Raw genomic sequence first — 21,944 nt, forward strand, 5'->3', positions numbered from 1 at the left:
CGCCGCGGCCGCACGCCCGGCGGGGACCGCGGCCGCCACCGGGTGACGCGGCCGAGTGGGGCCGGCCGGTCACTGCGCGGCTCGGACGGCCGCTCCCGCGGAGGCGAGGTCCAGGTCGACGGCGACCTCCTCGCCCTCCCAGCGGCCGTGTTCCGTGATCGCGAGACCGATGAGCGCCAGATCGGCGGCACCGTCACGCAGCGCGTACCGCTCGGGCGTCTCCTCACCCGGCGCGTCGTTCTCCTCGCGCTCCCACGCGGCCACCGCAGCCTCGGCCAGTGCCCTCGGCAGCCGTACCGTGACCCGGTCGGTCTGCGTCGCGACGTGGGTCCCGATCGCCGCCAGCACCTTCGTGTCGTCCCGATACCTGGCGTCCTGCTCACCGCACACAGGCCGAGCGTACGCACGAAGGTTTCAGGGTGCGGCGAATATCCGTCCCTGCAGGGGGCTCACCGCTTCAGCAGCATCCGCTGCAACTCCCTCGCGGCCCGTGGCGGAGCCACATCGCTGCGGTGTGCGAGGGCGATCGTGCGGTGCAGGCCGGGCCGGGCCAGCGGCGTGACCCGCAGGCCGCGCCCGGACCGCGCGGCCACCATGCGCGGCACGACGGCCATCCCCAACCCCGCCCGCACGAACCCCAGCACCGCGTCCATCTCCCCGCCCTCCACCGCGAAATCCGGCTCGAACCCCTCGGCGCGGCACGCCGCCACGGTCAGTTCCCGCAGGTCATAGCCGTGCCGGAACATCACAAGGCGCTCGCCCTCCAGGTCGGCGACGCGCACGGTACGCCGCCCCCGGCCGGGCTTCGGCGCGTCGGGGGAGGAGACCACGACGAGATCCTCACGCAGCAGTTCCACCGTGGTCAGCGCCGGGGACGGCGTCGGCAGGGGCAGCACCACCAGGGCGAGATCCAGCGCGCCGCGTGCCAGCTCCCGCACCAGGTCGTGCGAACCGCCCTCCTCGATCAGGAGCTGGATGCCCGGGTAGCGGTCGTGGAAGGCCCGCAGCACGTCCGGCAGCAGGCCCGTGCACAGGCTGGGCGTGGCACCGAGCCGCACCCGTCCCCGGCGTAGCTGCACGAGCTCCAGCACCTCGTGCCGGGCCGTGTCCGCGTCCGCCAGGATGCGCCGGGCCAGGGGGAGGAGGGCCTCCCCGGCGTCCGTGAGCGAGATGTTGCCCCGGGCCCGCAGGAACAGATCCGCGCCCAGCTCCCGCTCCAGCGCCTTGATCTGCTGCGACAGCGACGGCTGCGCGACATGGACCAGATCGGCGGCCCGGGTGAAGTGCCGGGTCTCGGCGACGGCCACGAAGTACTGGAGCTGCTGGAACTGCATACTCCCACGATAGCCCCGGCCTATGGAATCAAGCTGGACCATGTCTTGGACCGATCGGCTGCGCGTCCGTAGCGTGCTGTGCCATGGCACTGGCAACGCGGACGGGCCGACGGCCGTCCATGGCACGCACCGTGTGGGACTCCACCCTCGGCAAGAAGACCGTGATGGCGGTCAGCGGGCTGATCATGCTGCTGTACCTGGTCGTCCACATGATCGGGAACCTGAAGATCTTCTTCGGCGCCGGCGAGTTCGACCACTACGCCCACTGGCTGCGCACCGTCGGCGAGCCGTTCATGCACTACGAGTGGACGCTCTGGCTGGTCCGGATCGTGCTGGTGGCCGCCGTCGTGGCCCACGCCGTGTCCGCGTACCAGCTCAGCCGCCGCGACATCAGGGCGCGGCCCAGCAAGTACGTGCACAAGAGGCCGCGCGCGAGCTACGCGACGCGGACCATGCGGTGGGGCGGGGTCATCCTCGGGCTGTTCATCGTCTGGCACATCCTGGACCTGACGACCGGCACCGTGCACCCCGGCTTCCGGCCCGGACACCCGTACCAGAACGTCGTGGACACCTTCTCCACCTGGTACGGCAACGTCATCTACATCGTCGCGATGCTCGCGCTCGGCCTGCACGTGCGGCACGGCTTCTGGAGCGCCGCCCAGACCCTCGGCGCCGGCAGCCGCACCCGCGACCGGGCCCTGAAGACCGTCGCCGACGTCCTCGCGCTGCTGCTCACGGCCGGGTTCATCGCCGTACCCGTGGGCGTCATGACCGGAGTGGTGAGCTGACATGACCTACACCGACTACGCGACCGGCGAGCCGGTCACCGACACCAAGGCCCCGAAGGGCCCCATCAACGAACGCTGGGACAAGCGCCGCTTCGAGGCCAAGCTGGTCAACCCCGCCAACCGGCGCAAGCACACCGTCATCGTCGTCGGCACCGGCCTGGCCGGCGGCTCCGCCGGGGCCACCCTCGCCGAACAGGGCTACCACGTCGTCCAGTTCTGCTACCAGGACTCCCCGCGCCGCGCCCACTCCATCGCCGCGCAGGGCGGCATCAACGCCGCGAAGAACTACCGCAACGACGGCGACTCGATCCACCGGCTGTTCTACGACACCGTCAAGGGCGGTGACTTCCGGGCCCGCGAGTCCAACGTCCACCGGCTCGCGCAGATCTCCGTCGAGATCATCGACCAGTGCGTGGCGCAGGGCGTGCCGTTCGCCCGCGAGTACGGCGGCCTGCTGGACACCCGTTCCTTCGGCGGCGTCCAGGTGTCGCGGACCTTCTACGCCCGCGGCCAGACGGGACAGCAACTGCTGCTCGGCGCCTACCAGGCCCTCAGCCGGCAGATCGCCGCGGGGAACATCGAGATGCACCCGCGTACGGAGATGCTCGACCTGATCGTCGTCGACGGGCGGGCGCGCGGGATCGTGGCCCGGGACCTCGTCACCGGCAGGATCGACACCTACTTCGCGGACGCGGTCGTCCTCGCCAGCGGCGGCTACGGCAACGTCTTCTACCTGTCGACGAACGCCATGAACTCCAACGCGACCGCGATCTGGCGGGCGCACCGGCGCGGCGCCTACTTCGCCAACCCCTGCTTCACGCAGATCCACCCCACCTGCATCCCGCGCACCGGCGACCACCAGTCGAAGCTGACGCTGATGAGCGAGTCGCTGCGCAACGACGGCCGCATCTGGGTGCCGAAGGCCAAGGGCGACGACCGCCCGCCGAACGAGATCCCCGAGGACGAGCGCGACTACTATCTGGAGCGCATCTACCCGTCCTTCGGCAACCTGGTGCCGCGTGACATCGCCTCCCGCGCCGCGAAGAACGTCTGCGACGAGGGGCGGGGCGTCGGCCCCGGCGGGCAGGGTGTCTACCTCGACTTCGCCGACGCCATCGAGCGCATGGGCCGGGGGGCCGTCGAGGCCAAGTACGGCAACCTCTTCGACATGTACCAGCGGATCACCGACGAGGATCCGTACCGGGTGCCCATGCGGATCTACCCCGCCGTGCACTACACGATGGGCGGCCTGTGGGTCGACTACGACCTCCAGACCACCGTCCCCGGCCTGTTCGCGATCGGCGAGGCCAACTTCTCCGACCACGGGGCCAACCGGCTCGGCGCCTCCGCGCTGATGCAGGGACTGGCCGACGGCTACTTCGTGCTCCCGGCGACCATCAACGACTACCTCGCCCGCAACCCGCTGGGGGACCGGGTCGACGCCGGTCACCCGGTCGTCCAGGAAGTGCTGGCCGAGACCGAGGACCGGCTCAACCTGCTGCTGTCCGTCGACGGCGACCGCACGCCCGACTCCTTCCACCGCGAGGTCGGCGAGCTCATGTGGGAGTTCTGCGGCATGGCCCGCACCGACTCGGGGCTGCGCAAGGCGCTGGAGCGCATCCCGCAGATCCGTGAGGAGTTCTGGCGGCGCGTCAAGGTCCCCGGCACCGGCGAGGAGTTCAACCAGTCGCTGGAGAAGGCCAACCGCGTCGTCGACTACCTGGAGCTGGCCGAGCTGATGTGTCTCGACGCGCTGCACCGCCGCGAGTCCTGCGGCGGCCACTTCCGCGAGGAGTCCCAGACGCCCGACGGCGAGGCCGACCGGAAGGACGAGGAGTTCGCGTACGCGGCCGCCTGGGAGTTCACGGGCACCGGCGAGGCTCCGGCCCTGCACAAGGAAGACCTGGTCTTCGAGTACGTCCACCCCACCCAGCGGAGCTACGCATGAAGCTCACCCTGCGCGTCTGGCGGCAGAAGAACGCCGACGCCGAAGGCACCATGTCCACGTACGAGGTGGACGGCATCTCGTCCGACATGTCCTTCCTGGAGATGCTCGACACCCTCAACGAGGAGCTCATCCTCAAGGGCGAGGACCCTGTCGCCTTCGACCACGACTGCCGCGAGGGCATCTGCGGCGCGTGCTCGCTCGTGATCAACGGCGACGCGCACGGGCCCGAGCGGACGACCACCTGCCAGCTGCACATGAGGTCCTTCGAGGACGGCGACACGATCGACATCGAGCCGTGGAGGGCGTCCGCGTTCCCGGTGATCAAGGACCTGGTCGTCGACCGTTCGGCGTTCGACCGGATCATCCAGGCCGGCGGGTACATCACCGCGCCGACCGGTGCGGCTCCCGAGGCACATGCCACGCCGGTGCCGAAGCCGGACGCCGACTTCGCCTTCGAACACGCCGAGTGCATCGGATGCGGTGCGTGTGTCGCCGCGTGCCCGAACGGGGCGGCGATGCTGTTCACGTCCGCCAAGGTCAACCACCTGAACGTGCTGCCGCAGGGCGCGCCCGAGCGTGAGACGCGGGTGCTGGACATGGTGGCGCAGATGGACGAGGAGGGCTTCGGCGGATGCACTCTCACGGGAGAGTGCGCCACGGCGTGCCCCAAGGGCATTCCGCTCATGTCCATCACCGGCATGAACAAGGAGTGGCTGCGGGCCACGCGGAAGGTGAGCAAGCGGTAGGTCCGGGCAGGTAGAAGCGTTCGCCGTCTGGTGCGGACGGGCGGGGCCGGTCGGTGCTCACCGGCCCCGTCTCGCCTTTCCGGGCCCCAGGCATTCAACATCCCGGCATCCACGCTCCCGGCACTGGTCACGCGAAGGTCAGGCGGCATGGGCACAACAGTGACGGCGGCACCGCTCGCCGCCCCCGGCCCGTGACCAGGAGAGAGCCATGACCGGCGTACTGACCGTCGACCGCCCCGCGCAGCCCACGGCCCCCACCCGCTACACCGTCGCCCTCGCCCGGACCGAGGAGGACGTGCGTGCCGCGCAGCGGCTGCGGCACGACGTCTTCGCCGGGGAGCTGGGCGCCCTGCTGGCCGGCCCGCAACCGGGGCTGGACGTCGACCCGTTCGACGCGTACTGCGACCACCTGCTCGTCCGTGAGGAGACGACCGGCCAAGTCGTCGGCACCTACCGGCTGCTGCCGCCGGAGCGCGCGGCGGTCGCCGGACGCCTGTACTCCGAGAGCGAGTTCGACCTGAGCTCCCTCGCCGGGATCCGGCCGGAGCTCGTCGAGGTCGGCCGCTCCTGCGTGCACCCCGACCACCGCGACGGCGCGGTCATCAGCCTCATCTGGGCCGGTATCGCCCGCTACATGGTCGAACGGGGCCACGAGTGGCTCGCCGGCTGCTGCTCCGTCCCGCTCGCCGACGGCGGAGCCCTGGCCTCCGCCACCTGGGACCGGGTGAGCGCCAAGCACCTGTCTCCGCAGGAGTACCGCGTGCGGCCGCTGCTGCCGTGGGTCCCGGGCCCGGCGCCCGCCGCCCGCGTCGAACTGCCCGCCCTGCTGCGCGGCTACCTGCGCCTCGGTGCCTGGGTGTGCGGCGAACCGGCCCACGACCCGGACTTCGGCGTCGCCGACCTGTACGTGCTGCTGCCGATGAGCCGGATCAACGCGCGCTACCTGCGGCACTTCCTGTCCCTCGTCCCCGCCTGATGAGTGCCTGGCTGCCCACCGCGCCCTGCACACCGCGGGCCTGTGTCGAGGCGCCGGCGGGGGCGACGGCGCGTGCCGTGCCGCGTGCCCTGCTGCGGCTCACCGGGGTCGTCCTGCTGCTGCTCGCGGGGATCCTGCTGTCGCCGCTCGGCGCTCGGATACCGGCGTCCCTGATCCGGCGGTGGTGCCGGTGGATCGTGCGGGCCGCAGGGGTCCGGGTCCGCATCACCGGCGCCGCCGCCCCCACCGGCGGACTGCTGCTGGTCGCCAACCACATCTCCTGGCTGGACGTGCCGCTGCTCGCCGCCGTACGCCCCGCGCGGATGCTGGCCAAGAGCGAGGTACGGCGGTGGCCCGTCGCCGGGCCGCTGACCGCCCGCGGCGCCCTGTTCATCGACCGGGACCGGCTGCGGACCCTCCCGGACACAGTCGCCCGTATCGCCCGGGCCTTGAGCGAGGGCGCCGCCGTCGCGGCCTTCCCCGAGGGCAGCACCTGGTGCGGCCGGGCCCAGGGCACCTTCCGCCGGGCCGTCTTCCAGGCCGCCCTCGACGCCGGGGTGCCGGTCCAGCCGGTCCGGATCCGCTACCGGCTCACCGGCGGAACCACCACCACCGCCCCCGCGTTCGTCGGCGACGACACCCTGCTCGCCTCCCTGTGGCGGGTGGCGACGGCCCGCGGCCTGGTCGCGGAGGTCGAGATTCGCGCCCCCATCGCCCCGGGCACCCACTCCGACCGCCGCTCCCTGGCCCATGCCGCCCAACCCCAGGAGACGGCGGCGCCGGCGTGGACGCACACGGTGCTGGTGGCGTAGGGCGTGCCGAGGTTGTTCCCCTTGGGCCGCCGCGTGGGGCTGGTTCGTTCCCCGACCGGCCTCAGCCGGCCCCGGACAGCGTGCGGGCGAGATACGGCGCCGTCCTGCTCTGCCCGGACCGTGCCACCTCCGCCGGCGGTCCCGCTGCCACGATCCGGCCGCCCGCGTCGCCGCCGCCCGGGCCGAGGTCGATGACCCAGTCCGCGCCCGCGACGACGGACATGTCGTGCTCGACGACGATCACCGTGTGCCCGGCGTCGACGAGGCCGTGCAACTGGCGCATCAGGACGTCCACGTCGGCCGGGTGGAGGCCGGTCGTGGGCTCGTCGAGGAGGTAGAGCGTGTGGCCGCGCCGGCCACGCTGGAGTTCGCTCGCCAGCTTGATGCGCTGGGCCTCGCCACCGGAGAGCTCGGTCGCGGGCTGGCCGAGGCGGAGGTAGCCCAGGCCCACGTCGAGCAGCGTGCCGAGGCTGCGGGCGACGGCCGGGGTGTCCGCGAAGAACTCCGCCGCGCTCTCCACCGTCAGGTCCAGCACCTGCGCGATGTTCCGCCCCCGGTACGTCACCTCCAGCGTCCGAGGGTTGTACCGGGCCCCGCCGCAGTCCGGGCAGGGCGCGTACGTGCTCGGCAGGAACAGCAGCTCCACGCTGACGAACCCCTCACCCTGGCAGGTCTCGCAGCGCCCGCCCGCCACATTGAAGGAGAACCGGCCGACGCCGAAGCCCCGCGCGCGTGCCCCGTCGGTCGCCGCGAACACCTTGCGTACGACGTCGAAGAGGCCGGTGTAGGTGGCGAGGTTCGAGCGCGGGGTACGTCCGATCGGCTTCTGATCGACCGAGACCAGGCGGCCCACTCCGGCCGTGTCCTGCGTGATCTCCCCGATGAGCGAGGACTTGCCGGAGCCGGACACCCCGGTGACCGCGGTGAACGCCCCGAGCGGGAACTCGGCGGTCACTTCGCGCAGGTTGTGCCGGGTGACCGGCCCGGTCTTCAGCCACCCGCTCGGTTCGCGCACCTCGCGTGCGGGGGCGGGGGAGTCGTCGAAGAGGTGGCGGGCCGTCGCCGACTCCTCGACGGCCGCCAGCCCGGCCACCGGGCCGCTGTGCAGCACCCGCCCGCCGTGCTCGCCCGCGTACGGACCTACGTCGACCAGCCAGTCGGCCCCGCGGACCACATCGAGGTGGTGCTCCACCACGAACACCGAGTTCCCGGCCGCCTTCAGCCGCTCCAGCACGACGAGCAGCGCCTCGGTGTCCGCCGGGTGCAGCCCCGCCGACGGCTCGTCGAGGACGTAGACGACACCGAACAGGCCGGAGCGCAGCTGCGTGGCGAGGCGCAGGCGTTGCAGTTCGCCCGCGGAGAGAGTGGGGGTGGACCGGTCGAGGCTGAGGTAGCCGAGGCCGAGTTCGACGATCGGCGCGATACGGGACGTGAGGTCGTCGGTGAGGACCCGGGCGGTCTCCGACGTCGCGTCGAGACCGGCGGCCAGCTCCACCAGCGGCAACGCCGCCAGCTCGGCGATGGTCCGGCCGCCGAACGTCACCGCGAGCGCCTCGGGCCGCAGCCGGCTGCCACCGCACGCCGGGCAGGGCGTGCTGGTGAGGAACCGCTCGGCCTTCGCCCGCAGCGCCGGGCTCTTGGAGTCCGAGAACGTCTTCATCACGTACCGCCGGGCGCTCATGTACGTGCCCTGGTACGGCCGCTGGATCCGGTCCGCGTCCCGCACGGGGTGCACGGTGACCACCGGCTGCTCGTCCGTGAACAGGATCCACTCACGCTCGTCGGCGGGCAGCTCCCGCCACGGCCGGTCCACGTCGTACCCGAGGGCGTCGAGGACGTCCCGCAGGTTCTTGCCCTGCCAGGCGCCCGGCCACGCGGCGATCGCGCCCTCGCGGATCGACAGCGACGGGTCGGGGACCAGCAACTCCTCGCTCGTACGGTGGACCCGGCCGAGCCCGTGGCACTCCGGGCAGGCCCCGGCCGCCGTGTTGGGCGAGAAGGCGTCGGAGTCGAGGCGCTCGGCACCGGGCGGATAGGTGCCGGCCCGGGAGAACAGCATGCGCAGCGAGTTCGAGAGGTTGGTGACGGTGCCGACCGAGGAGCGCGAGGTGGGAGCAGCACGGCGCTGCTGGAGCGAGACCGCCGGCGGCAGACCGCGGATCTCCCCGACCTTGGGCGCGCCCACCTGGTGGATCAGCCGGCGCGCGTACGGTGCGACGGACTCGAAGTAGCGCCGCTGCGCCTCCGCGTAGATCGTGCCGAACGCCAGCGACGACTTGCCCGAGCCGGACACGCCGGTGAACACGGCCAGCACGTCCCGCGGAATGTCGACGTCGACGCCCTTGAGGTTGTGCTCGCGGGCACCGCGGACACGGACGTACGGATCGTGAGGGTCGTGGGGGCCATGGGGGTCGTGCATGGGCAACGACTCTAACCGGAGGTGATCGCGGCCAGCCGCCGGTAGGAGTCCAGCAGCGCCTCGCGGTCGTACGTGCTGGTGGTGACCAGGACCTCCTGCGCCCCCGTCTCCTTCAGCACCGTCTCCAGCTCGTGCGCGACCTGCTCCTCGGTGCCGGCGATCTGGCCCGTGAGGCCGGACTCGTAGAAGCCGCGTTCCTTGCCGGTCATGGTGAGCGCCTCGACGCGCTCGGCGGGCGGCAGGGGCGGGAAGGTGCCGTGCGTGCGGGAGTACGCCATCGCCCAGGCCTCCGGGACGAGCAGCCGCCGGGCCTCCTCGGGGGTCCCGGCCACCGCGACCGTGCCGGAGACGACCACGTACGGTTCGCTCGCCCAGGGCGAGGGGCGGAAGTGCTCGCGGTAGTGATCGATGCCGCGCCGCATCTTCTCCCGGTTCCTGAAGTCGCCGATGACCATGGGCAGACCCGCCCGGGCCGCGATGCCGGCGCCCTCACCCATGGCCAGGACGAACGGCGGCACGGTCAGTCCCTCCGCGGGGCGGGCGTGCACTCCCGTCGGGGAGGTGCCCCGGAACCAGCCGAGCAGCTCCCGCAGCTGGGTCTCGAAGTCCTCGGCGTCCTCCTTGTCACGGCCCAGGGCCCTGCGCACCCCGTCCGTGAAGCCCACGGACCGTCCCAGACCCATGTCGATCCGCCCGGGGAACAGCGACTCCAGCACCCCGAACTGCTCGGCCACGACCAGCGGCCGGTGGTTGGGCAGCATCACCCCGCCGGTGCCGACCCGGATCGTCCGCGTCGCGGCGGCGACGGCGGCCGCCAGCACGGTCGGTGCGGAACCGGCGACCCCGGGCACCCCGTGATGCTCCGAGACCCACAGCCTGTGGTACCCGAGCCTCTCCAGCTCCCCGGCCAGCCGCACGGTGTCGCGCAGTGCCTCGGGATGCGTGTGCCCCTCGCGGGTGCGGGACCGGTCGAGGACGGAGAAACGGGTGGAGGCGATCGAGGAACTCACACCGGGTTCAACGCGCGGCGGATCGTGGCATTCCCGCCGGTGCCGCCGCGCCGAAAACCCGGTGACCGCGTCCCCGCACGTCAGGACAATGGACCGGCACGGCCCGGCACCGCCGGGTACAGCGCGTGAAGAGGGGGGGACCGGCCATGGCCGTGGCGAACATCCTGCTGTCCGGCATCGTCGGCTCGACCGCGTACGGCCTGGCCCGTCAGGGCTCGGACATCGACCGCCTCGGTGTGTTCGCCGCGCCCACCGAGGCTCTGCACGGGCTCCACACGCCGAAGGAGTCCCACGTCACCACGGCACCGGACCGCACCCTGCACGAGGCCGCCAAGTGGTGCCGGCTCGCCCTCGGCGGCAATCCGACCGCCATGGAACTGGTGTGGCTCCCGGACGAGCTGTACGAGGTGCGTACCCCGCTGGGCGACGAACTGATCGGCATACGTACGTCGTTCCTGTGCGCGAAGCGCGTCCGGGACGCCTATCTCGGCTACGCCACCCAGCAGTTCCGCCGGCTCGAGAACCGCGGCGACGGCTCGTTCTCGGCGGACACCCGCAAGCGCACCGCGAAGCACGCCCGGCACCTGAAGCGGCTGTGCCACCAGGGCCTGTCGCTGTACTCAACCGGCCGACTGGAGATCCGCGTCGAGGACCCCGATGAGTACCACGCCTTCGGTGAGCGCGTCGCCGCCGACCCGGCGGCCGCGCTGCCCCTGCTCAGGCACTACGAGGACGCCTTCGACGAGACGTCCACCGTGCTGCCCGAGCGGCCCGGCGAGGCGGCCGTCGAGGCGTGGCTGCACCGGGTCCGCCGCCTCTTCTACACCGCGGAGACCGCCACGTCGTGCTCGTGCTCGCAGGCCTCGTCGATGCCGTAGGTGTCCCAGGCGGGGAACGGGTCGTCCGCCGGTACGGGCTCGCCGGGTGCCATCAGGCAGCCGGTCAGGGCGGAGTGCAGGGCCGGGGCGTCCAGCCCGGTGCCGATGAACACCAGCTCCTGCGCGAACGGGGTGTCTCCGTCCCGGGCCGCGGAGGGCTCGAAGCGGGCGACGGAGCCGGCCTGTGACCACAGGCCCGTCACCCGCGGGCGGCTCGCCAGGGTGAAGAAGCCCTTGGAGCGCAGGATCCGCCCGTACGTCCCGGTGTCCGCTTCCTCCGTGACGAACGTCCACAACCGCCCGGGATGGAAGGGGAGTTCGGACCGGAAGACGGTGGAGGAGATGCCGTACTCCTCGGTCTCGGGCACGTGGTCGCCGTTGAGTTCCCGGACCCAGCCCGGTGCCTGCTGGGCGCGTTCCAGGTCGAACAACCGGGTGCCGAGCACCTGGCGGAGGTCCACCCGGCCGTGCGTCGCCGGGACCAGCCGGGCGACCGGGTTCAGCCGGGTCAGGGCCGCCCGGAGGCGGGCCGCCGTCTCCTCGTCGACCAGGTCGAGCTTGTTGAGGACCAGGACGTCGGCGAACTCCACCTGGTCGACGAGCAGATCGCTGACCGTGCGCTCGTCGTCCTCGTAGGGGGCGAGACCCCGCTCGGCGAGGTCGTCGCCGCTGTCCAGCTCGGCGAGGAAGTTGGCCGCGTCCACGACCGTGACCATGGTGTCCAGCAGGGCCACGTCGTCGAGGGTGGCGCCGTCGTCACGGGCGAAGGCGAAGGTGGCCGCGACGGGCATCGGCTCGGAGATCCCGGACGACTCGATGAGGAGATGGTCGAACCGGCCCTCGCGGGCCAGCCGGTCCACCTCTTCCAGGAGGTCGTCGCGGAGCGTGCAGCAGATGCAGCCGTTGGTCATCTCGACCAGGCGTTCCTCGGTCCGCGACAGGGCGGCCTCGCCGCCGCGCACCAGGGCCGCGTCGATGTTGACCTCGCTCATGTCGTTGACGATGACGGCGACGCGCAGCCCCTCGCGATTGCCGAGGACATGGTTGAGCAGGGTGGTCTTGCCCGCCCCCAGGAATCCGGAGAGGACGGTGACGGGCAGCCGTTCCAGCGACACGGCGTCAGCCCTCGGGGCGCAGCAGCCCGCGCTCGTAGGCCTTGACCAGGTTCTGCGGTACGAGGTGACGGACGCCGTCGACGGTGACCGGGACCAGCGTCGGCGTGGCGGCCTTCCACTGGGCGCGGCGGTGGCGGGTGTTGCTGCGGGACATCTTCCGCTTCGGGACAGCCATGGGACTCCTCCTCGGTGGACAGGCACCGAGGACGCTACATGAAAATGGAACCCATTAACAATTCGCGTCCCCGGTGCCCGGACACCGATGTCCCGGTGGTGCGTCAGTCGCCGGCGCCCACGAGCATCCGCACCTCGAACTCCTCGTGTGCGGTGGCGTCCTCCGCCGGGCCCTTGTCCAGCACCGTGCCGAGCCAGCCCAGCAGGAAGCCCAGCGGGATGGAGACGATGCCGGGGTTCTGGAGCGGGAACCAGGCGAAGTCGGCCTCGGGGTAGAACGAGGCCGGGGCGGAGGAGACGACGGGGGAGAACACGGCGAGCAGGACGGAGCTGGCCAGACCGCCGTAGAGGCTGAGCAGCGCTCCCTTCGCCGTGAAGCGGCGCCAGAAGAGGGTGTAGATGATCGTCGGCAGGATCGCGGAGGCGGCGATGGCGAAGGCCAGGAACGCCAGCGTCGCCGTGTTCGCCCCCCAGGCGACGAGGGCCAGCAGGATGCCGAGGATGCCGATGACCGCCCCGGACAGCCGGGCGACGGTCAGCTCCTCCGTCTCGCTCGCCCGGCCCTTGCGGATCACCTCGCTGTACAGGTCGTGCGCGAGGGACGAGGCCGCGGCCAGGGTCAGGCCCACCGCCACGGCGAGCAGGGTCAGATACGCCAGGCAGGTCAGCAGCGCGGTGAGGACGCTGCCGCCCAGCTCGTGCGCGAGCAGCAGGACCGAGGCGTTGCCGGTGCGGTCCGTGCTCTCGATGGCGTCCCGGCCGAGGAGCGCGGTGGCGCCGAGGCCGAGGATGCCGGCCCCGAAGCAGACCGCGCCGACCAGGCCGATGGCCCACACCACGGAGCGGCGCAGGACGCTGCTGCTGCGCGGGGCGAGCAGCCGCATCAGCACGTGCGGCAGGGCGGCGAGGCCGAGGACGATGGCCAGTTCGAGGCTGAGGAAGTCCAGCTTGTTGCTGACGGTGCCGCCGTAGCGCAGCCCGGGTTCGAGGAAGGTCAAGCCGGTTCCGCTGCGGTCGGCGGCCCTCTCGAGCAGCGCGTTGGGGTTCCAGTCGAAGTGGTACAGCACCCATCCCGCGGTGAACAGCACGCCCGCGATCAGCATCACGGCCTTGATGATCTGGATGACCGTCGCCCCGGGCATGCCCCCGAGGGAGGCGTACAGGATCACGAAGGTACCGATCACGGCCACGCACAGGGTGCGGGTGGTGGCGCTCGGCGCGCCGGTGAACTGTGTCAGCAGGGCGACACTGCCGACGAGTTGGGCCACCAGGTAGAGGGTCGTGATGGCCAGGATGCAGACGGCCAGCGCCACGCGCACCGGCCGCTGCTGCCGGGGCAGGCGCAGCGCCACCGTGTCGCCCAGGGTGAACTTCCCGGTGCGTTGCAGGGGTTCGGCGATCAGCAGCAGCACCATCATCCAGGCGACGGTGGTGCCGCCGAGATACATCAGTCCGTCGTACCCGGTCAGGGCGACCAGTCCGGTGCTGCCCAGCAGGGTGGCGGCGGACAGGTAGTCGCCGCACATGGCGAGGCCGTTGCGCAACGGCGACATGGTGCGGTTGCCGAGGTAGAACTCGCTGATCTCGTCGCGCTGAGGCGCCGTCAGCAGTGCCGTGAACAGGGTGATCACGACCACGGTCAGGAACAGTACGAACGTCAGCTGGAGACTGCTGTCGTCGATGGCGGCGATCGTCACCACGTGCGGAACCCCTTCGCGCCGTGCTGGGCGGGCTGCCCGGCCCCTCGGGGCGGCGCCGACGGGCGGGTGCGGCGGTTCTCGTTCTCGTACTGCCGGGACCGCAGGCCGCGGGCGAGCGGATCGACCCGGGTGCGCATGTGCCGGACGTAGCACCACGCGGTCACACCCATGATGACGAACTGCCCGAGACCGAGGCTCAGTCCGATCGTGAGGTGGCCGAACAGCGGCTGGTTCATCACCGCGGGCACAAAACTCGACAACAGCACATACAGCAGGAATCCGCCGACGGACAGGATCGTCGCCCGGGTGCCGAACCGGCGCTGCGCGCGACGCAGAGAGTGGAATTCGGGATGGTCGGATATGCGAGACGGCGGAGCGTGTTCGATGTGCGGAAGCGGGAATGTGGGAGTGTCATCCCGTCGCGGTGGAAATTCGGGCACAGGCGCACCTTCTTCGCTGCTACGTGCCCCGCACTCGACCCCTTCGAGTCAGTGGTCTCGTCCGGTTTTCGAGCAGGGTGGAGGGATGCCGGACGCACTGTGGGGGTGCGGGCTCTGTGGGGGTCTCGTGAAACCGAAAACTCGCTGTTCGGATTCACGCGGACGGCCTCGGGGTTCTGTGTGGAGATCCCCGATCAGCCCCGGCCACGGGTGGTGGCGAGGCTGAATGCGGAGTATGTCAGTGCGACGCTTGAGCCATCAACTGTGCGGTTCAATTGACCTCAGAGCATGGCTGGTTCACGCCACGGTCGAAGGATTGGTGATAGTGGGACGGCCTGCGGGAAAGGGACGGCCGGCGGTCAGCGAATAGTACGGACCATCAGAAGCGGGCGCCGACGGCGACGCCGGACCGGGGGACGAGGAACGCCGGCGCCTTCGGCAGCGAGCCGTCCGCCGCCCGGGGGCCGGTGAGCGGGCCCGGGTCGGTGCTCAGTACCGAGGCGGCGTCCCAGGTTCCGCCGAGGTTCCAGGAGTTTCCGTCGGTGACGGTCCCGGACCCGACGGCCGCCGGGCGCTGGTCCGTGACGGACAGGTTGCCGGTGAGCCTGGCGGTTCCGGCCGGGACGTCGGCGTCGAAACCCGTACCGGCGTTGCCGTACGTGGAGTTGCGGCTCAGGGTGAGGGAGCCCGGGTTGCCGTTGTCGGTGAAGCCGTGCTTGGCGTTCTTGAACGAGACGCTGCCCCGGACCGTGTGGGCCACGGCCGGGGCCGGGCTGCCCCCGCCGAGTTTGAAGCCGTTCCCGTCGCCCGCGAAGTCGGGGAAGTTCCAGCGGTTGAAGCCGTTGCCGTACGCGACCGTGTTCTCGATCGTGATCGGTGAGGTGAACTTCCAGGCGTCGAAGCCGTCGTCGACGTTGTTCCACAGCCGGGCGCCGCGCACCACGTTGCCCGAACCGCTGCCCTCCTTGATGGCCAGGCCGTCGGCGCTCTCGCCGTTCTTGCGGGGGTCGCGGTTGCCGTGACTGTCCAGGTTCAGGATCTGGTTGCCGCTGGAGGCGCCCTGGAGCTGGAAGCCGGACTCGTAGTTGTCGTGCGTGCTCAGGCGCGCGAAGACGTTGCTGTCGCAGCCGTCGCAGTACACGCCGTACGGGCCGTTGACGATCTCCAGACCCGAGATCCGCCAGTGCGACGCCTCCATGTGGACCGCGCCGCGCTCGGCACGCGGGATGCTGCCGCCGACCGGGGTGTGGCTGGCGGGCAGTTTCTCCCCGTCGACGACCACGCGCTCGCCCTGGTGGGGGGAGAGGGTGATGGGCTGGGACGCGGTCCCCGAGGTGGTGATGGTGATGTTGTCGCTGAGTGCGTACGTCCCGCCGCGCACGCTGATGGTGTCACCGGGCCGCGCCAGGTCCACCGCCCGCTGGATGGTCCTCAGCGGCCGGGCGAGCGTGCCGGGGGCGGAGTCGTCCCCGTTCGGCGCCACGACCAGCGTCGCGCCGGCGGCGGCCGCCGACCCGGCCGGCCCGGCCAGCGCCATGACCATCGCGGCCCCCGTCATCGCCACCGACCAGATCTTTGCGTTGCGCATACGGCCTCCTGCCTGTGTCTGTGCCTATGCCTGTGTGGGTGTCGCAGAGCAGTGGCCGCCCGGGGGGTGAAGGTTGCCGGGGCCCGGTGGTGGAGTCGCCGTCGTGTGTCCCGGCGTTCTCGTGGTCTGGGGCGCGGTGGTGGACTGGCCGGCGCGTGCCTGAGCGTTCCTGCGGGCCGGGGCCCGTCAGTGGACTCGCCGCCACGCGCCCCCGGGGAGGGCGGCCGGCGTGCCCGGGGCAGACGACGGGAACCGCCGGACGGCCTAGGGTGGGCAGCGTGAACGACGACCGCAGCAAGGCCCCGCTGGCCGTGTTCGACCTGGACAACACCCTCGCCGACACCGCGCACCGGCAGCGGTTCCTGGAGCGCAGGCCGCGGGACTGGGACGGCTTCTTCTCGGCGGCGCCGCAGGACCCGCCGCTCCCGGAGGGCATCGCGCTGGTCAAGGAGAGCGTGCGGGAGTGCGAGATCGTCTACCTCACCGGGCGGCCCGAGCGCTGCCGGCGCGACACGCTCGACTGGCTCGCCGCGCAGGAGCTGCCCGAGGGGCGGGTGTACATGCGGCGCGACGCCGATCGCCGGCCCGCCCGGTTCACCAAGCTGGAGATCCTGCGGCGGCTCGCCCGCACGCGCGAGATCCGCGTCCTCGTGGACGACGACGAACTGGTCTGCGAGGACGCCCGGCGCGCCGGCTTCACCGTCGTACGGGCCGACTGGGCGGCCAGGTCCGCCGAGCTGAAGGTGGCGCAGGAGCGGGAAGGGCGCACCTGAGAGCACGAGTTGGCGGAGCGTTTACCTCCGGCGGGTATCTCCTTGCCCAGGAACCAGGAACCAGGCCGCCCCGGCGCACTCGTGCCCGGACAGCGGACAGTGGACATACGGGGGATGCCATGAAGGGACGTCGTAGGGGCGCGCTCGCGGCAGCCGCGCTCGTCGGCGCCGTGCTGCTCACCGGCTGTGCGAAGCCCGACCGGAGCGAGATCGTCACCTGGACCGACGAACACGGCCGGGCCTGCACGGGCGTGGCGATCGTCGACTCGGAGGACGGCGACCGGGAGGTGAGCAGCATCGACTGCGACTACCCGCCCGAGGGCGAGCGGCCGGGCCGTTCCACCTCGGCGCCCCTGCCGGACTGAGCCGGCCGTTCGAAGGACGCCCGACTGCCGGCTACTCGGACTCCTCCAGCCGGAAGCCCACCTTGAGTCCCACCTGCCAGTGCGCGATCTGCCCGTCCTCGAGCTGGCCGCGCACCTGGGTCACCTCGAACCAGTCCAGGTTGCGCAGGGTCGCCGATGCCCGGCCGATGCCGTTGCGGATGGCCTGGTCGACGCCGTCGGGGGAGGTGCCGACGATCTCCGTGACCCGGTAGGTGTGGTTCGACATGCCGCTGCTCCTGATTCTGTGACGGATGTGCCGCGCGTCACTCCACCGTGCCCCAAACGGCGGCGAAGCGCGAGACGTCGTCTCTCGCCCGCCGCCGTCCAGGGGGCCGGGGGTGTCAGCGGGCCATGCTCAGCGACAGTGCGAACCGGCCTGCCTCGTCCGTCCACCAGTGGGTCAGGTCCAGCCCCGCCGCGAACAGTTCCGCGCGCACACCCTCCTGCCGGAACTTCGCCGACACCTCGGTGCGCAGCTCCTCGCCCGCCGCGAAGTCGACGGCGAGACCGAGCGCCGGCACCTTCACGGTCTGCGCCGTACGGGAGCGCAGCCGCATCTCGATCCACTCGTGCTCGGCGTCCCACACGGCCACGTGGTCGAACGCGGCGGGCTCGAAGTCGGCGCCGAGTTCGCGGTCGATCACGGTGAGCACGTTCTTGTTGAACGCGGCCGTCACCCCGGCCGCGTCGTCGTACGCCCGGACCAGCACCTCCTCGTCCTTGACCAGGTCCGTGCCCAGCAGCAGGGCGTCACCCGGCGCGAGCAGGGCCCGCACGGACGCCAGGAACGCGGCGCGCTCGGCGGGCAGCAGGTTGCCGATCGTGCCGCCGAGGAACGCCACCAGCCGGGGCCCCGGAGTGCCGGGCAGTGTCAGTTCCGCGGTGAAGTCGGCGATCAGCGCGTGCACGTCGAGCCCCGGCCGCTCGGCGGCGAGCGCCTGCCCGGCCTGGGTGAGGGCGCTCTCGCTGACGTCGACGGGGACGTAGGTGTGCAGCTCCGTCAGGGCGTCGAGCAGATGCCGCGTCTTCTCCGAGGAGCCGGAGCCGAGCTCGACCAGGGTGCGGGCCCGGGTCGCCGCGGCGATGTCGCCGGAACGGGCGAGGAGGATCTCCCGTTCGGCGCGCGTCGGGTAGTACTCGGGCAGCTCGGTGATCTTCTCGAAGAGGTCGCTGCCGTGCGCGTCGTAGAACCACTTCGGCGGCAGCGTCTTGGGACGGCCGGTCAGACCCCGGTGGACGTCGGCGCGCAGCGCGGCGTCCGTGGCGTCCTCGGGCAGTGTGCGGGTGAGACGGAACGGGCTCACGTACGGGGCTCCTCGGGGAGTGCGGGCACGAAGGCGTCGGTCGGCTCCTTGAGCGGCGTGAGCAGCACGTCCGTGCGGCTCGCCGCGAGCAGGGTGCGGTCGGGCACCTCCCGCCAGTGCGGATCGTCGTCGTAGGGCTCGGAGGCCACGACGGTGCCGCCGCCGGGCCGGGTGAGATACCAGAGGGTGTCGCCCCAGGCGGTGGCGGTGACGGTGTCGCCGTCGGTGAGCAGGAGGTTGAGCCGGGAACCGGGGGCCGCGGCGGCGACCTCCAGGACCGTGTCGGCCAGCGCCTGGCCCTGCTCGTCGCCGTTCCTCAGCCGGGCCAGGACCAGGGCCCACACGAGCGCCGAGTCGTTGCGGGCCTCCAGGGACAGCAAATCCTCCGGCGGCAGGCTGCGGGACACCGGCGCGAGCGAGCCGGGCCAGCCCTTGACCGCCCCGTTGTGGCTGAACAGCCAGGTCCCCGCGGCGAACGGCGCCGCCGCGGCCTCCGCGTCCGCGCCCGACAGCGTCGCGTCCCGCACCGCGGCGAGCAGCGCGGTGGACCGTACGACCCGGGCGAGATCGGCGAACGACAGGTCCGCCCAGATCGGCCCGGCCCGGCGGTAGCGGGCCGGCACCGGATCGCCCTCGGCGTACCAGCCGACGCCGAAGCCGTCGGCGTTGACCGTCCCGTACCGCTGCCGGCGGGGTGCCCAGGACTGCCGGTACAGGCTGTGCGGGGGTTCCACGAGGAGCCGGCCGAGCGGCTCGGCCGGTCCCACGTACGCCACATGACGGCACATCAGACGTCCTCCGAGCGGGCCGTGCGGAACCCGGAGAAGATCTGCCGCCGGATCGGGTAGTCCCAGTTGCGGAACGTGCCCCGGCAGGCCACCGCGTCCACGGCGAACGAACCGCCGCGCAGCACCTTGTGGTCGGACCCGAAGAAGACCTCCGAGTACTCCTTGTACGGGAACGCCCTGAACCCCGGATACGGCAGGAAGTCGCTCGCCGTCCACTCCCACACGTCACCGATCAACTGCCGTACGCCGAGCGGCGACTCGCCGGCCGGGTAGCTTCCGGCGGGCGCCGGACGCAGATGCCGCTGGCCGAGGTTGGCGTGCTCCGGGCCCGGGTCGGCGTCGCCCCACGGGTAGCGCATGGAGCGGTCGCCGGCCGGGTCGTACCGGGCCGCCTTCTCCCACTCGGCCTCCGTGGGCAGCCGGCGTCCCGCCCAGCGGGCGTAGGCGTCGGCCTCGTACCAGCACACGTGCAGCACCGGCTCGTCCGGCGGTACGACCTCGGTGACGCCGAAGCGCCGCCGCAGCCACTGCCTGCCGTCCCGCCGCCAGAACAGCGGGGCCGAGATGGAGTTCCGGCGGATGTGGGCCCAGCCGTCCGCCGTCCACCAGCGCGGGTCGTCGTAGCCGCCGTCCTCGATGAACGCCTGGTACGCGCCGTTCGTCACCGGTGTGGTGTCGATCCGGAAGGGCGCGACCTCGCGCCGGTGGGCGGGCCGTTCGTTGTCCAGGGCCCATGGCTCGTCCAAGGTGCCCATCGTGAAGGGGCCGCCGGGGACGAGGACTTCGGACGGGCCGGTGAACAGCGGCACCGGCTCCGGGTCGGGAGCGGTCAGCGCCTGCGGCCCCCGGCGGAGCTGATGGGTGATCAGCATGGTCTCGTCGTGCTGCTGTTCGTGCTGCGCGATCATCCCGAAGGCGAACCCGGCCTCCGTCAGCCGCGTCCCGTGGAACGCGGCCTTCTCCAGCACGTCCAGCGCGCGGCCCCGCACATCGGCCGCGTACGTGCGTGCCTCGGCGGGCGACAGCAGGGGCAGCTTCGGCCGCTCGGCCCGCGGGTGCTCGAAGGCGTCGTAGAGGCCGTCGATCTCGGGCCGTATCGCCTCGTGCCCGGCGACGGCCCGCAGCAGCCACTGCTCCTCCTGGTTGCCGATGTGCGCCAGGTCCCACACCAGCGGCGACATCAGCGGCGAGTGCTGCGCGGTCAGGTCGGGTTCCTCGACACAGCTCGTCAGCAAGGTGGTGCGGTCGCGGGCGACGACCAGCGAGGCGACCGCGCGCTCGCGGAGAACCTCCGGGTCGGCGGTATCGGCGTCGACAGCGGGGCTGGTGTCGGTCATGGGCGCAGGTCCTTCCCGTGGGCGCGACCGTCCGTGCCGCGCTGTCGGTCGAGCAGGTCGTCGGCGGGGCTGCGGCCCCGGACGACGTAGCGGTCCAGGTAGTCCGTGACGGCGTCCGTCACCTCGGGCGTGGCGCCGAGCCGGGGCAGGGCGTCCAGCGCGGCCGTGAAGCACGTGACGGCCACCTCGCGCAGCTCGGCGTCGGCCAGCCCGCTGCGGGCCGCGTCGAGCCACAGCGGGTTGTGCGGCGCGGGCAGCCCCAGCGTCCGCTCTGCCAGCGGTTTCACGGCCCGGTAGGCGGTCTCGGCGGTCTCCGGGTCGTCGAACAGCGCCGCCACCACGGCCAGCGGCACGATCCAGCCGTCGTCGCCGGGCTGCGCGTCGATCATGCGCAGTTCGAGGTGGCCGCGCGGCCTGACCGGCGGGAACAGCGTCGTGACGTGGTAGTCCAGATCCTCCCGCGTGGGCGGCCGGGGGACGCCCGTGCGGATCCACTCCCGGAAGGTGAGGCCCTCCGGGACGTCCCAGGGCGCGCCGTCGCGCCGTACGCACATCACGGGCGAGTCCAGCACGTGCCGGGACCAGGCGCCGCGCGGGTCGGCGTCGAGCGGCGGTCCGCCGGCCCGGCCGGGGCCGATCCGGGTCCACACGAGCTGCCGGGTGGACAGCCAGCCGGTCGGCCGGTGACCGGCGAGCGGGGAGTTGGCGAACGCGGCCACCAGGACCGGCCCCAGATGGTGGGCCAGCCACCAGCGTCGCACGTGACCGAGGGGCCCCGGCTCCTCGTGTCCGGCGTCCACGCACACCTGCACGGAGGCCGAGGTGCACATCATGGCGCGGCCGGAGGGGCCGGTGCGGTCGAGGCAGGCCTCCATGGCGTCGTAGCGCGGTTCGCGCAGGAACCGGCGGGGTTCGTGCCAGGGATCCTGGCCGAGGCCGACCAGCGTGAGGCCGTTGCCGCGCAGGACCGCGCGGACGGCGTCGAGGTCGGCGGAGACGGTGGCGATGACGTCCGTCAGTGAGGCGGCGGGGGGCGAGCTCAGCTCCAGCTGGCCGCCGGGCTCCACGGTGAGCGCCGACCTCAGGGACAGGGGCCGCAGTGCGGCGTAGGCCGCGTCGAGCCGTTCGGGTGTGACGGGGAGCTGTGGTGCGCGCAGCTCGTGGACGAGCCATTCCACCTCGACACCGAGGCGGCGCGGCGGGCCGGTCTTGAAGCAGATGCCGCGGACCAGGGCCTCGACCTCGGCTTCGGACAGGGCGGGGTGCGGCTCGGTACAGCCACCCGCCGGTGCGGTAGATGCATCGGACATGTCGGGATCCTCCTGAGATTCCACCATGCCACCGGTTCGGGCTCTTCGGCGGCCCGGGCCGGGATCACTCGTCCCACCCAAGTCGTTCGTCCCGCTCGGCACAAGGGGGCGAACCGGG

At 72.1% G+C, this 21,944-nt stretch carries 22 protein-coding genes; 8 read left to right on the forward strand and 14 right to left on the reverse strand.

Annotated elements, in window-relative coordinates; genetic code table 11:
- Positions 1–69: 69 nt before the first annotated feature.
- A complete protein-coding gene (locus CP976_RS38045) occupies positions 70–390 on the reverse strand; it encodes a hypothetical protein (protein ID WP_150484421.1) in 321 nt (106 codons plus the stop codon).
- 59 nt (positions 391–449) lie between these two features.
- Entirely contained in the window at positions 450–1,334 is an 885-nt protein-coding gene (locus CP976_RS38050; protein ID WP_150484422.1) for a LysR family transcriptional regulator, read from the reverse strand.
- A 119-nt stretch (positions 1,335–1,453) separates the two neighbouring features.
- Here CP976_RS38050 and CP976_RS38055 point away from each other — a divergent pair, with 119 nt between their 5' ends.
- The 5 genes from CP976_RS38055 (at position 1,454) to CP976_RS38075 (ending at position 6,604) form a co-directional block, all read left to right on the forward strand.
- Positions 1,454–2,122, forward strand: a complete 669-nt coding sequence (locus tag CP976_RS38055) for a succinate dehydrogenase (protein ID WP_086602799.1) — start codon at positions 1,454–1,456, stop codon at positions 2,120–2,122.
- 1 nt (position 2,123) lies between these two features.
- Entirely contained in the window at positions 2,124–4,070 is a 1,947-nt protein-coding gene (locus tag CP976_RS38060) for a fumarate reductase/succinate dehydrogenase flavoprotein subunit (protein ID WP_150484423.1), read from the forward strand.
- Positions 4,067–4,816: a succinate dehydrogenase/fumarate reductase iron-sulfur subunit gene (locus CP976_RS38065; RefSeq protein ID WP_150484424.1), complete on the forward strand. Its 750-nt coding sequence runs from the start codon at positions 4,067–4,069 to the stop codon at positions 4,814–4,816. Before CP976_RS38060 ends, CP976_RS38065 begins: the two co-directional genes overlap by 4 nt.
- A gap of 208 nt (positions 4,817–5,024) precedes the next feature.
- Positions 5,025–5,792, forward strand: a complete 768-nt coding sequence (locus CP976_RS38070) for a GNAT family N-acetyltransferase (RefSeq protein ID WP_150484425.1) — start codon at positions 5,025–5,027, stop codon at positions 5,790–5,792.
- Complete coding sequence (locus CP976_RS38075; RefSeq protein WP_150484426.1) at positions 5,792–6,604, forward strand: lysophospholipid acyltransferase family protein; 813 nt, start codon at positions 5,792–5,794, stop codon at positions 6,602–6,604. Before CP976_RS38070 ends, CP976_RS38075 begins: the two co-directional genes overlap by 1 nt.
- Before the next feature lie 61 nt (positions 6,605–6,665).
- On the opposite strand, the gene CP976_RS38080 is transcribed toward CP976_RS38075, so the two are convergent.
- Both CP976_RS38080 and CP976_RS38085 read right to left on the reverse strand, forming a co-directional pair.
- Complete coding sequence (locus CP976_RS38080; RefSeq protein ID WP_150484427.1) at positions 6,666–9,023, reverse strand: ATP-binding cassette domain-containing protein; 2,358 nt, start codon at positions 9,021–9,023, stop codon at positions 6,666–6,668.
- A gap of 11 nt (positions 9,024–9,034) precedes the next feature.
- Positions 9,035–10,033, reverse strand: a complete 999-nt coding sequence (locus CP976_RS38085) for an LLM class flavin-dependent oxidoreductase (RefSeq protein WP_150484428.1) — start codon at positions 10,031–10,033, stop codon at positions 9,035–9,037.
- Between the two features lie 146 nt (positions 10,034–10,179).
- Between CP976_RS38085 and CP976_RS38090 the strand changes: the two genes are divergently transcribed.
- Positions 10,180–10,911, forward strand: coding sequence for a nucleotidyltransferase domain-containing protein (locus tag CP976_RS38090; RefSeq protein WP_150484429.1), 732 nt, complete (start codon positions 10,180–10,182; stop codon positions 10,909–10,911).
- Here CP976_RS38090 and CP976_RS38095 read toward each other — a convergent pair.
- The 5 genes from CP976_RS38095 to CP976_RS38115 form a co-directional block, all read right to left on the reverse strand.
- A complete protein-coding gene (locus tag CP976_RS38095) occupies positions 10,854–12,026 on the reverse strand; it encodes a GTP-binding protein (protein ID WP_150484430.1) in 1,173 nt (390 codons plus the stop codon). The two genes, CP976_RS38090 and CP976_RS38095, sit on opposite strands and share 58 nt — an antisense overlap.
- Before the next feature lie 4 nt (positions 12,027–12,030).
- The gene (gene rpmF, locus CP976_RS38100) at positions 12,031–12,201 is read right to left on the reverse strand and encodes a 50S ribosomal protein L32 (RefSeq protein WP_010043581.1); all 171 of its coding nucleotides are present in this window, start codon (positions 12,199–12,201) and stop codon (positions 12,031–12,033) included.
- A 103-nt stretch (positions 12,202–12,304) separates the two neighbouring features.
- A complete protein-coding gene (locus tag CP976_RS38105) occupies positions 12,305–13,900 on the reverse strand; it encodes a solute symporter family protein (RefSeq protein ID WP_150484431.1) in 1,596 nt (531 codons plus the stop codon).
- Positions 13,894–14,340: a DUF485 domain-containing protein gene (locus CP976_RS38110; protein ID WP_150484432.1), complete on the reverse strand. Its 447-nt coding sequence runs from the start codon at positions 14,338–14,340 to the stop codon at positions 13,894–13,896. Before CP976_RS38110 ends, CP976_RS38105 begins: the two co-directional genes overlap by 7 nt.
- Before the next feature lie 379 nt (positions 14,341–14,719).
- A complete protein-coding gene (locus tag CP976_RS38115; protein ID WP_150484433.1) occupies positions 14,720–15,928 on the reverse strand; it encodes a right-handed parallel beta-helix repeat-containing protein in 1,209 nt (402 codons plus the stop codon).
- 278 nt (positions 15,929–16,206) lie between these two features.
- Here CP976_RS38115 and CP976_RS38120 point away from each other — a divergent pair, with 278 nt between their 5' ends.
- A complete protein-coding gene (locus CP976_RS38120) occupies positions 16,207–16,701 on the forward strand; it encodes a phosphatase domain-containing protein (protein WP_150484434.1) in 495 nt (164 codons plus the stop codon).
- Positions 16,702–16,820: 119 nt separating this feature from the next.
- Positions 16,821–17,066 carry a hypothetical protein gene (locus CP976_RS38125; RefSeq protein WP_150484435.1) on the forward strand — a complete coding sequence of 82 codons (246 nt, stop codon included), beginning with the start codon at positions 16,821–16,823 and terminating at the stop codon, positions 17,064–17,066.
- A gap of 31 nt (positions 17,067–17,097) precedes the next feature.
- Here CP976_RS38125 and CP976_RS38130 read toward each other — a convergent pair whose 3' ends face one another.
- The 5 genes from CP976_RS38130 to egtA all read right to left on the reverse strand — a co-directional run bounded on the left by CP976_RS38130 (position 17,098) and on the right by egtA (position 21,826).
- Positions 17,098–17,313, reverse strand: coding sequence for a dodecin (locus CP976_RS38130; RefSeq protein WP_150484436.1), 216 nt, complete (start codon positions 17,311–17,313; stop codon positions 17,098–17,100).
- Between the two features lie 115 nt (positions 17,314–17,428).
- Entirely contained in the window at positions 17,429–18,391 is a 963-nt protein-coding gene (gene egtD / locus CP976_RS38135; RefSeq protein ID WP_150484437.1) for an L-histidine N(alpha)-methyltransferase, read from the reverse strand.
- The gene (egtC, locus tag CP976_RS38140; protein ID WP_150484438.1) at positions 18,388–19,179 is read right to left on the reverse strand and encodes an ergothioneine biosynthesis protein EgtC; all 792 of its coding nucleotides are present in this window, start codon (positions 19,177–19,179) and stop codon (positions 18,388–18,390) included. Before egtC ends, egtD begins: the two co-directional genes overlap by 4 nt.
- Positions 19,179–20,516, reverse strand: a complete 1,338-nt coding sequence (gene egtB / locus CP976_RS38145) for an ergothioneine biosynthesis protein EgtB (protein WP_150484439.1) — start codon at positions 20,514–20,516, stop codon at positions 19,179–19,181. The genes egtC and egtB overlap by 1 nt, the downstream gene beginning before the upstream one ends.
- Positions 20,513–21,826 carry an ergothioneine biosynthesis glutamate--cysteine ligase EgtA gene (egtA, locus tag CP976_RS38150; protein WP_150484440.1) on the reverse strand — a complete coding sequence of 438 codons (1,314 nt, stop codon included), beginning with the start codon at positions 21,824–21,826 and terminating at the stop codon, positions 20,513–20,515. The genes egtB and egtA overlap by 4 nt, the downstream gene beginning before the upstream one ends.
- Positions 21,827–21,944 lie beyond the last annotated feature (118 nt).

Source organism: Streptomyces coeruleorubidus, assembly GCF_008705135.1.
GTDB classification, from domain to species: domain Bacteria; phylum Actinomycetota; class Actinomycetes; order Streptomycetales; family Streptomycetaceae; genus Streptomyces; species Streptomyces coeruleofuscus.

Bases quoted from the DNA above. Each gene is read 5' to 3' on its own strand.
- CP976_RS38115 (WP_150484433.1), bottom strand. From the start codon at position 15,928: ATGCGCAACGCAAAGATCTGGTCGGTGGCGATGACGGGGGCCGCGATG.
- CP976_RS38055 (WP_086602799.1), top strand. From the start codon at position 1,454: ATGGCACGCACCGTGTGGGACTCCACCCTCGGCAAGAAGACCGTGATG.
- egtB (WP_150484439.1), bottom strand. From the start codon at position 20,516: ATGACCGACACCAGCCCCGCTGTCGACGCCGATACCGCCGACCCGGAG.
- CP976_RS38060 (WP_150484423.1), top strand. From the start codon at position 2,124: ATGACCTACACCGACTACGCGACCGGCGAGCCGGTCACCGACACCAAG.
- CP976_RS38125 (WP_150484435.1), top strand. From the start codon at position 16,821: ATGAAGGGACGTCGTAGGGGCGCGCTCGCGGCAGCCGCGCTCGTCGGC.
- CP976_RS38090 (WP_150484429.1), top strand. From the start codon at position 10,180: ATGGCCGTGGCGAACATCCTGCTGTCCGGCATCGTCGGCTCGACCGCG.
- rpmF (WP_010043581.1), bottom strand. From the start codon at position 12,201: ATGGCTGTCCCGAAGCGGAAGATGTCCCGCAGCAACACCCGCCACCGC.
- CP976_RS38065 (WP_150484424.1), top strand. From the start codon at position 4,067: ATGAAGCTCACCCTGCGCGTCTGGCGGCAGAAGAACGCCGACGCCGAA.
- CP976_RS38130 (WP_150484436.1), bottom strand. From the start codon at position 17,313: ATGTCGAACCACACCTACCGGGTCACGGAGATCGTCGGCACCTCCCCC.
- CP976_RS38070 (WP_150484425.1), top strand. From the start codon at position 5,025: ATGACCGGCGTACTGACCGTCGACCGCCCCGCGCAGCCCACGGCCCCC.
- egtC (WP_150484438.1), bottom strand. From the start codon at position 19,179: ATGTGCCGTCATGTGGCGTACGTGGGACCGGCCGAGCCGCTCGGCCGG.
- CP976_RS38075 (WP_150484426.1), top strand. From the start codon at position 5,792: ATGAGTGCCTGGCTGCCCACCGCGCCCTGCACACCGCGGGCCTGTGTC.
- egtA (WP_150484440.1), bottom strand. From the start codon at position 21,826: ATGTCCGATGCATCTACCGCACCGGCGGGTGGCTGTACCGAGCCGCAC.
- CP976_RS38080 (WP_150484427.1), bottom strand. From the start codon at position 9,023: ATGCACGACCCCCATGGCCCCCACGACCCTCACGATCCGTACGTCCGT.
- CP976_RS38050 (WP_150484422.1), bottom strand. From the start codon at position 1,334: ATGCAGTTCCAGCAGCTCCAGTACTTCGTGGCCGTCGCCGAGACCCGG.